This is a genomic window from Streptomyces sp. NPDC004542 (assembly GCF_040610035.1).
GTDB lineage: Bacteria > Actinomycetota > Actinomycetes > Streptomycetales > Streptomycetaceae > Streptomyces.
The window spans coordinates 49752-56110 of record NZ_JBEXLP010000045.1 but is presented as its reverse complement, the minus strand read 5'-3'; the positions used below and the strand labels follow the sequence as shown (position 1 = coordinate 56110).

Below are 6359 nucleotides of genomic sequence, written 5' to 3'. Positions count from 1 at the left end.
AGGGGAGTTCACCGTTGTCCGGGACGACGCGGGAGACCGGGGCGTCCGCCAGCCGGGCCGGCCAGGTGGTGGGCAGCCGTCCGCCGGGCTCCTCGGCGCCCAGCAGGACGCCGGCGAGTGCGGCGCCCGCCTCCTGCCCGGGGAACCAGGACAGGAGCACGGCCGCGACCTCGTCCCGCCACGGCAGCTCCACGGGCGGACCGGAGTCGACGACGACGGTCCGCGGGTCGACCGCGGCGACCGCGCGCACCAGGTCGCCCTGGCGGCCGGGCAGCCGCAAGTTTCGCCGCCGCACGGCCACGATCTAGGCTTGCGCTCTGTGGCAGAACACAACGGCGTACGCGGACTCGGGCGGACCACGCGCAGCGAGGAGCGCAAGGCGGAGATCATCCGGGCCGCCATGGAAGTCATCGCGGAGAACGGCTACCGGGGCACCTCGCTGGCGGTGGTCGCCGAGCGCGTCGGCCTCACCCAGGCCGGGCTGCTCCACCACTTCCCGACCAAGGAGGCCCTCCTCGTCGCCGTACTGGAAGCGCGGGACCAGTGGGACATCGCGACCGCCACGTTCAGCGGCACCTTCTGGCCGCTCGACATGCTGGGCGACCTGGTGGAGTACAACAGCGGCCGGCCCGGCATCGTGCAGGTCTTCACCGTGCTGGCCGGCGAGAGCGTCACGGAGGACCACCCCGCCCGGCCGTACTTCCACGAGCGCTACCGCCTGCTCAGGGAGCTGACCGCGCAGTCCCTGCACGAGGAGTTCGGGGACCGCCTGCCCGGCGGCCTCACCCCGCAGCAGGCCGCGCCCCTGGTGGCCGCGGTCATGGACGGACTCCAGGTGCAGTGGCTGCACGATCCCGAGGAGGTCGACATGGCGGGCTCGTTCCGGGCCTTCGTCGGACTGCTCAAGGGCACGGCCGGGCAGGACGCGGACCACGGACCCGGGGCGTCCGGGTGAAGGCCGGGTGGCGCACGCGTCGGCGTGGCCACCACAGCCTCCCGGGACAGAACGGCCGGCAGGGCTTCGTCAGGCAGCCCGACTAGACGGCGAGGACTTCCCTGACCCTGACCGGCCGGCCGGTGGTGAAGGACTCGTTGGCGGCCAGGCCCACGGCCAGTGACCGGGCTCCGTCGGTCGCGTCCGCGGCGCGCCGGAGGGAGTCGTCGGGGCCGCCGTCACCGAACAGGTCGGCCAGCATGCGCACGTCGCCGCCGCCGTGACCGCCCTCGCCGGAACGGACGTCGATCCGGGTCGGCGGTTGCCAGAAGCGTCGCAGCACCAGCTCCGTGCGGCCCGCCTCGTCGCCGACCGCCGCGCCGTGCATCACCGCGTTCGCACCGTCGGCGCGGGCATCGGGACGGGCCCAGACGGATTCCTCCACCAGCAGTTCGAGCCGGCCCTCGCTGCCGTTGAAGGCCACCCGGTACCCCTCCCAGGGGGAGTAGGCGGTGAGGTGGTACGTGAGCGTGGCCCCGGTGGCGTAGCGGACCAGGACCGCCATGTCGTCCTCGATCGTCACACCGGGCGCGAACACGTTCTGGTCGCGGTGGTAGCCGTCCTCGCCCTCGGCGTCCAGGTAGAGCGCGCTCAGCACGGGCCAGTCGGCGAGGTGCACCGCGAAGGGATCACCGACGGCGGCGGGAGAGCCGTGGACCCGGGCGTAGTCACGGGCGAGACCGCGGCGGCGGCCTGCCTCGGCGCCGTAGAAGAACAGCCCGCCGACCGCGTACACGCTCAGCGGGTCCGCGTCCAGCCACCAGTTGACGAGGTCGAAGTGGTGGGTGGCCTTGTGGACCATCAGGCCACCGGAGTTGGCCTTGTCACGGTGCCAGCGCCGGAAGTAGTCCGCTCCGTGCTTGAGGTCGAGCAGCCACTCGAAGTGGACCGAGCCGACCTCGCCGATCGCACCGGAGGCGAGGTGCTCCCGTACGGCCGCGTGCACCGGGTTGTAGCGGTAGTTGAACGCGACCCGTACCTCGTGTCCGGTGCGCCGGCGGGCGTCCAGGACGCGGCGGGCACGGTCGGCGTCGGTGGTCATGGGCTTCTCGGTGACGACGTCGCAGCCGGCTTCCAGTGCGCGCACGATGTAGTGGTCGTGGGTCCGGTCGACACTGCACACGACGACCAGATCGATGCGCTCGCGGCGCAGCATCTCGTCGAATTCCTCCGCCGCGTAGCCGGGGACGTGACGGCCGATCCATTCGTTGTGCACGGCCATGCGACGGGCGTTGACGTCGCAGAAGGCGGCCAGTTCGAAGCGGTCCGCGTACGGACCGGCGAGTGCCTCGGTGTAGAGCCGGGCCCGCGCGCCCAGTCCGACGACGGCACAGCGGCGGCGTGCGGTCTCCCGCGTCATACGGTCTCCGTTTCCGATGGGTGAAGGGGACGCCAGGCGTCGGCCGCTGTCGCGGCCAGGGCGAGCGGTCCGAGGACGACGGTCACCAGGACCGGGGACATGGCCGGCAGGACCGCGGCGGCGCACACGGCCCCGGCCAGCAGAGCCGGTGCCAGTGGCTGCCGCGGCACCGCCCGGAAGGCGGCGGCGAGCACCGCCCGCCACCGGACTCCCTCCCGCCATCCGGCGGCACACCGCAGGCCCATCGCCGCCACGACCGCGCTGGCCGCGCCGAACGTGGCGCCGGGACCCGGTCCCCGCAGGTCCAGGGCGAGAGCGTCCAGCCACAGCAGTGCGGTGACCGCGACCGGAACGAGCCACACCGCGGCACCGGTGCGCAGCACCCGGCGCAGGTGGGAAGCGAAGTGACGTACCGTCACGTCTGCACCTCCGGCAGCCTGTTCACGCAGTACGGCGCACCCGGCGGTCAGCGCGGGGAACGCGGTCACCAGCGGCAGTGAGCAGACCAGCAGCAGCACGCCGAGGAGCAGGCAGTCGGCGAAGAGCTTGAATCCCGGACGTCGCAGCACGACCGCTCCTATCCCTTCAGGCCGGAGGTCTGCACGCCTTCGACGAGCAGCCGCTGGAAGGCGAGGAAGAACAGGAGCACCGGGAGCAGCGCCAGCACCGACATGGCGAACATCGGGCCGTAGGCGGAGCTGTCGGACTGGTCGACGAACAGGCGCAGGCCCAGTTGCAGCGTGTACTGGTGCGGATCCGCCAGGTAGAGGAGCTGGGAGAAGAAGTCGTTCCAGCTCCAGATGAACGAGAAGATGGTCGTGGTGACCAGGGCGGGTTTGAGCAGCGGCATGATGATGTGCCAGAAGGTGCGGTAGGGCCCGCAGCCGTCCAGGACGGCCGCCTCGTCGAGTTCGCGCGGCAGCGACCGGATGAACTGGACCACGAGGAAGACGAAGAACGCCTCGGTGGCGAGGAACTTCGGCAGGATCAGCGGCAGATAGGTGCCGAGCAGGCCGAGCTTCTGGAAGATGACGTACTGCGGGATGAGCATGACGTGCGTCGGCAGCATCAGCGTGGCGATCATCGCCGAGAAGTACACGCCGCGGCCCCGGAAGCGCAGGCGGGCGAAGGCGTACGCGGCCAGTGAGCAGGACAGCACGTTCCCGGCGACGGCGCAGCAGGACAGGAACAGCGAGTTGCCGGCCAGCCGCCACAGGCTGAGTCCGCTGATGCCGGCGGCGGCGCTGCGGTAGTTGCCGGGCGTGAAGACCTCGGGGATCGGGCTGAGGTTGGACAGGATCTCGGTGCCGGACTTCAGCGACGCGGTGAACAGCCACAGCACGGGGTAGAGCAGGACGCATCCGAGGGCCACGCACAGGGCGTGCCACAGGTGCGAACGCAGTCGCAGACTCATGCGGTGCCGCCTTTCCTCACGTGTACCGGTCGTCCGTCACCGTGCGGTCGCCCCGGCGGGCTCACCGCCCCCGGCCGCCTGTGCGCCTCGTGTACCGAGAACCGCATCAGCCGTCCTCCTGTCCGTAGAAGACCCACAGCCGCGCGGTCCGGAAGACGGCGTAGGTGACGGCGGCGATCACGGCGAGCAACACCCAGGCCAGCGCTGAGGCGTACCCCATGTGGAAGTCGGTGAAGGCCTGTTCGTACAGGTAGAGCGAGTAGAAGAGGGTCGCGTCGGAGGGACCGCCGGTGCCGCCGCTGATGATGAACGCCGGGGTGAAGGACTGGAAGGAGTGGATGATCTCCAGGACCAGGTTGAAGAACAGGACGGGGGACAGCATCGGAAGGGTGATGGAGAAGAAGGTGCGTGCGCGTCCCGCCCCGTCGAGGGCGGCGGACTCGTACAGCTCCCGGGGGATCTGCTTGAGTCCGGCGAGGAAGATCACCATGGGTGCGCCGAACTGCCAGACCGTCAGGACGATGAGGGGGTAGAGGGCGTGGTCGGGGTTGTCGGTGAGGCCGCCGACGTGCCAGCCCGCGAAGGAGAACGCGCGGTCGGTGAGGCCGCCGGTGGCGAACAGCGAGCGCCACACCAGGGCGACGCTGACGCTCGCGCCGAGCAGCGAGGGCGCGTAGAAGGCGGCCCGGTACAGGCCGACGCCCCGGCGGCGCCGGTTGAGCAGCACGGCGACCGCCAGCGCGGCGGCGAGTTTCAGGGGGGCGCCCAGCAGGACGTAGGTGAGAGTGACGCGGGCCGAGGTCAGGAACCGGTCGTCCTCGAACATGTAGCGGTAGTTGGCCAGGCCCACCCACCGCGGCCGGGTGAACAGGTCGTAGTCGGTGAACGACAGGTAGAGCGAGATCAGCATCGGGCCGAGCGTCAGCACGACCATGCCGATCAGCCAGGGTGCCAGGAAGACGTGCCCGGCCCGGCCCTGTGAACGGCCGGGCCGGGCAGAGGACTTCACTGCGGTGCCGTCGCTCCCGGCGGGGTGGGGCAACGGGTGGGGCGGCGCGGTCGCCTGAGCCATCGGGTCCACTCCTCCACGTCGAGGCTGGATGACGGCGGCAACGATTGCATGCTCTCGACAGCGGCGGCAAGAGATGCGACAGAGCTGTTGATTCGGCTCTGTTCGTTGACGGTGGCAGTCGTGGAAGCGTAGTTTCCCGGCCAGTTGGAAACACAATGGCAACGTTTGCAGTGATCCCGCCGTCCTTGCAGGCTTCCTCGAACGAAGGGCCGCGATGTACTCGACACGCCTCTCCCGCCGCCGTCTGCTCGCCGCCTCCCTGACCGCCGCGGCACCGCTCACCACCGTCTCGGGCTGCGGCACGGGGCAGTCCACGGGCGACGGCACGGTGACACTCGACTTCCAGTGGTGGGGCTCGGGCGACCGCAACACCGCCACCGAGGCCGCCGTCGCGCTCTTCGAGAAGCGCCACCCGCACGTCAGGGTCAGCACGTCGTTCGCCGGCTACTCCGCCTACCTGCAACGGCTCGCGACCCAGGTCGCGGCGGGCAGCGGCCCGGACGTGCTGCAGATGGACTTCGGCTTCCTGCGCGGCTACGCCGACCGCGGGGTGCTCGCCGACCTGGGCGGCCCGGAGTTCTCCGCGATCCGGCTCGGCCGGATCCCCCGCATCTACGCCGCCACCGCCGTGCTGAACGGCACCCGCTACGGTGTGCCGACCGGTATCGCCACCCAGTCCCTGCTGATCGACCCCGCGCTGTGGCGCAAGGCCGGTGTCGGGATCCCCGAACCCGGCTGGACCTGGGACGACCTGCTCCACGAGGTCGGTCCCAGGCTGAAGCGGGCACTCGGTGGCCGGGCTCCGCTGACCGACTTCGCCGGGCACATCGAGACCTTCCAGATCTGGCTCGTCCAGCGCGGCAGACAGCTCTACACCGACGACGGTTCCACCGGCTTCACGGCGGCCGACCTCACCGCCTTCTGGGAGCTGGCGGGGCGGCTGCGGGACAGCGGCGTCTTCACCTCACCCGCCGTCACCGCGTCGTACGCGAGCGGGTCGAGCGCGGACTCCCCGCTGGTGCGGAAACTCTCCGCCGGCGAGTTCCAGATCACCTCCACCGCCTCGTCCTACTACCAGACGTACGGTCCGGTGCAGCCGATCGCGTTCCCCACCGTGTCGGCCTCCGCACCGCTGGGCATGACCGCCGGGGCCTCGCAGGCGCTGTGCGTGCAGCGCAGTTGCGCACACCCGAGGGAGGCGGCCCGGCTGATCGACTTCATCGTCAACGACCCGGGCGCGGCCCGGATCCTCGGCGTGGTGCGCGGCCTTCCCGCCAACACCGGCATCCTGGCCGGTCTGCGCCCGGACCTGACCGGCGGCGACAAGGTCGTCTACCGCTTCCTCACCGGCATCGGGAAGAAACTCTCGCCGGCCCCGCCGCTGCCGCCGTTCAGCAGCTCCGAGGACAAGCTCGACTTCACCCGTGTCTACCAGGACGTCATCTTCGGCAAGAAGAGCGTGCGGACGGCCGCCGCCGAGATGTACGAGAAGTTCCACACGACCGTGCCGGGGGGCTGA

The 6359-nt window shown here is 70.8% G+C and carries 6 protein-coding genes and 1 pseudogene; 2 read left to right on the top strand and 5 right to left on the bottom strand.

Annotated elements, in window-relative coordinates:
• Positions 1–289, bottom strand: a pseudogene (locus ABZX30_RS23600) (glycoside hydrolase family 3 C-terminal domain-containing protein); the annotation flags it as partial.
• 30 nt (positions 290–319) lie between these two features.
• Between ABZX30_RS23600 and ABZX30_RS23595 the strand changes: the two are divergent.
• Positions 320–955: a TetR/AcrR family transcriptional regulator gene (locus tag ABZX30_RS23595; RefSeq protein WP_355936486.1), complete on the top strand. Its 636-nt coding sequence runs from the start codon at positions 320–322 to the stop codon at positions 953–955.
• Between the two features lie 82 nt (positions 956–1037).
• Here the strand turns inward: ABZX30_RS23595 and ABZX30_RS23590 are convergent, their stop codons facing one another.
• The 4 genes from ABZX30_RS23590 to ABZX30_RS23575 all read right to left on the bottom strand — a co-directional run bounded on the left by ABZX30_RS23590 (position 1038) and on the right by ABZX30_RS23575 (position 4840).
• Entirely contained in the window at positions 1038–2354 is a 1317-nt protein-coding gene (locus ABZX30_RS23590; protein WP_355936483.1) for a Gfo/Idh/MocA family oxidoreductase, read from the bottom strand.
• Entirely contained in the window at positions 2351–2923 is a 573-nt protein-coding gene (locus tag ABZX30_RS23585; protein ID WP_355936480.1) for a DUF624 domain-containing protein, read from the bottom strand. The genes ABZX30_RS23590 and ABZX30_RS23585 overlap by 4 nt, the downstream gene beginning before the upstream one ends.
• Before the next feature lie 8 nt (positions 2924–2931).
• Entirely contained in the window at positions 2932–3768 is an 837-nt protein-coding gene (locus ABZX30_RS23580; protein ID WP_355936477.1) for a carbohydrate ABC transporter permease, read from the bottom strand.
• A 106-nt stretch (positions 3769–3874) separates the two neighbouring features.
• Positions 3875–4840, bottom strand: coding sequence for a sugar ABC transporter permease (locus tag ABZX30_RS23575; protein ID WP_355936475.1), 966 nt, complete (start codon positions 4838–4840; stop codon positions 3875–3877).
• Between the two features lie 214 nt (positions 4841–5054).
• Between ABZX30_RS23575 and ABZX30_RS23570 the strand changes: the two genes are divergently transcribed.
• On the top strand, positions 5055–6359 hold the full coding sequence (locus tag ABZX30_RS23570; protein WP_355936472.1) for an ABC transporter substrate-binding protein: 1305 nt from the start codon (positions 5055–5057) through the stop codon (positions 6357–6359).